Below are 3,015 nucleotides of genomic sequence, written 5' to 3' on the forward strand. Positions count from 1 at the left end.
ATGCTTCCACATCCAACCTATCAACGTCGTAGTCTTCAACGGCTCTTTAGGAGACATAAAGTCTCGGGGAAATCTTATCTTGAGGTAGGCTTCCCGCTTAGATGCTTTCAGCGGTTATCCCTTCCGAACATAGCTACCCGGCGATGCCACTGGCGTGACAACCGGTACACCAGAGGTTCGTCCACTCTGGTCCTCTCGTACTAGGAGCAGATCCTCTCAAATTTCCAACGCCCACGGTAGATAGGGACCGAACTGTCTCACGACGTTCTAAACCCAGCTCGCGTACCTCTTTAAATGGCGAACAGCCATACCCTTGGGACCTGCTTCAGCCCCAGGATGAGATGAGCCGACATCGAGGTGCCAAACACCGCCGTCGATATGAACTCTTGGGCGGTATCAGCCTGTTATCCCCAGAGTACCTTTTATCCGTTGAGCGATGGCCCTTCCATACAGAACCACCGGATCACTAAGACCTACTTTCGTACCTGCTCGACTTGTGGGTCTCGCAGTTAAGCGCGCTTTTGCCTTTATACTCTACGCGTGATTTCCGACCACGCTGAGCGCACCTTCGTACTCCTCCGTTACTCTTTAGGAGGAGACCGCCCCAGTCAAACTACCCACCAGACATGGTCCTCGTCCCGGATAACGGGACAGAGTTAGAACCTCAATATTACCAGGGTGGTATTTCAAGGACGGCTCCATCGCAACTAGCGTCGCGACTTCAAAGCCTCCCACCTATCCTACACAAGTAAGATCAAAGTTCAATGTCAAGCTGCAGTAAAGGTTCACGGGGTCTTTCCGTCTAGCCGCGGGTACACCGCATCTTCACGGCGAATTCGATTTCACTGAGTCTCTGCTGGAGACAGCGCCCCCATCATTATGCCATTCGTGCAGGTCGGAACTTACCCGACAAGGAATTTCGCTACCTTAGGACCGTTATAGTTACGGCCGCCGTTTACTGGGGCTTCGATCAAGAGCTTCGCTTACGCTAACCCCATCAATTAACCTTCCAGCACCGGGCAGGCATCACACCCTATACGTCCACTTTCGTGTTTGCAGAGTGCTATGTTTTTAATAAACAGTTGCAGGGGCCTGGTTTCTGAGGCTGTCGGCCGCTCAAGGAGCAAGTCCTATCACAGACAACAGCGTACCTTCTCCCGAAGTTACGGTACCATTTTGCCTAGTTCCTTCAGCAGAGTTCTCTCAAGCGCTTTGGTCTACTCGACCTGACCACCTGTGTCGGTTTCGGGTACGATTCCTGTGTAACTGAAGCTTAGAGACTTTTCCTGGAAGCATGGTATCAGCCACTTCACTGTACAAGTACAGCTTGCTATCAGTTCTCAGCATAGAGTACCCCGGATTTGCCTAAGATACATGCCTACAACCTTCCACCTGGACAACCAACGCCAGGCTGACTTAACCTTCTCCGTCCTCTCATCGCATTACACAGAAGTATTGGAATATTAACCAATTTCCCATCGACTACGCCTCTCGGCCTCGCCTTAGGGGTCGACTCACCCAGCCCCGATTAACGTTGGACTGGAACCCTTGGTCTTTCAGCGTGCGAGTTTTTCACTCGCATTGTCGTTACTCACGTCAGCATTCGCACTTCTGATACCTCCAGCAGACTTCTCAATCCACCTTCATCGGCTTACAGAACGCTCCCCTACCACGCATAATAAATTATGCATCCGCAGCTTCGGCATATAGTTTTAGCCCCGTTACATCTTCCGCGCAGGCCGACTCGACTAGTGAGCTATTACGCTTTCTTTAAAGGGTGGCTGCTTCTAAGCCAACCTCCTAGCTGTCTATGCCTTCCCACATCGTTTCCCACTTAACTATAATTTTGGGGCCTTAGCTGGCGGTCTGGATTGTTTTCCTCTTGACTACGGACGTTAGCACCCGCAGTCTGTCTCCCGGATAGTACTCATTGGTATTCGGAGTTTGCATCGGTTTGGTAAGTCGGGATGACCCCCTAGCCGAAACAGTGCTCTACCCCCAATGGTATTCGTCCGAGGCGCTACCTAAATAGCTTTCGGGGAGAACCAGCTATCACCAAGTTTGATTAGCCTTTCACCCCTATCCACAAGTCATCCCCTGGCTTTTCAACGACAGTGGGTTCGGTCCTCCAGTTAGTGTTACCCAACCTTCAACCTGCTCATGGATAGATCACCTGGTTTCGGGTCTATACCCAGCAACTAAACGCCCTATTAAGACTCGGTTTCCCTACGGCTCCCCTATGCGGTTAACCTCGCTACTGAATATAAGTCGCTGACCCATTATACAAAAGGTACGCAGTCACCGGACTAAGCCGGCTCCCACTGCTTGTATGCATGCGGTTTCAGGATCTATTTCACTCCCCTCACAGGGGTTCTTTTCGCCTTTCCCTCACGGTACTGGTTCACTATCGGTCAGTCAGGAGTATTTAGCCTTGGAGGATGGTCCCCCCATATTCAGACAAGGTTTCACGTGCCTCGCCCTACTCGACATCATCATATAAGCCCTTTCGTGTACAGGACTATCACCGTCTACGGTCGCACTTCCCAGAGCGTTCCACTAGAACTTATATGACTTAATGGGCTCTTCCCCTTTCGCTCGCCGCTACTGAGGGAATCTCAATTGATTTCTTTTCCTAAGGGTACTGAGATGTTTCACTTCCCCTCGTTCGCCTTGCAACACTATGTATTCATGTTGCAATACCTACCTTATGGTAAGTGGGTTTCCCCATTCAGACATCTCCGGATCACAGGATATTTGCCGCCTCCCCGGAGCTTTTCGCAGGCTATCACGTCTTTCATCGCCTCTGACTGCCAAGGCATCCACCACATGCACTTAATTACTTGACTATACAACCCCAAACAGTCGTTTATCCTTACAAGTGGGATAAGCAACAGATTGTGATGATCTCTCATCACGCTCATACAGTTGGCGTTTGTGCACTTAAGCACCGTACAGCTTCAATTAGATTCATATACCAAAACGCTTGATTCAGTTAATTTCGCTAGAACTCATTTC

At 50.2% G+C, this 3,015-nt stretch carries 1 rRNA gene; it reads right to left on the minus strand.

The features are described from left to right. Positions 1-2,846: ribosomal RNA gene (locus NI464_RS15610) — 23S ribosomal RNA — on the minus strand; the annotation flags it as partial. Positions 2,847-3,015 lie beyond the last annotated feature (169 nt).

This window comes from Acinetobacter lwoffii, assembly GCF_024129685.1.
Classification (GTDB): Bacteria; Pseudomonadota; Gammaproteobacteria; order Pseudomonadales; family Moraxellaceae; genus Acinetobacter; species Acinetobacter lwoffii_X.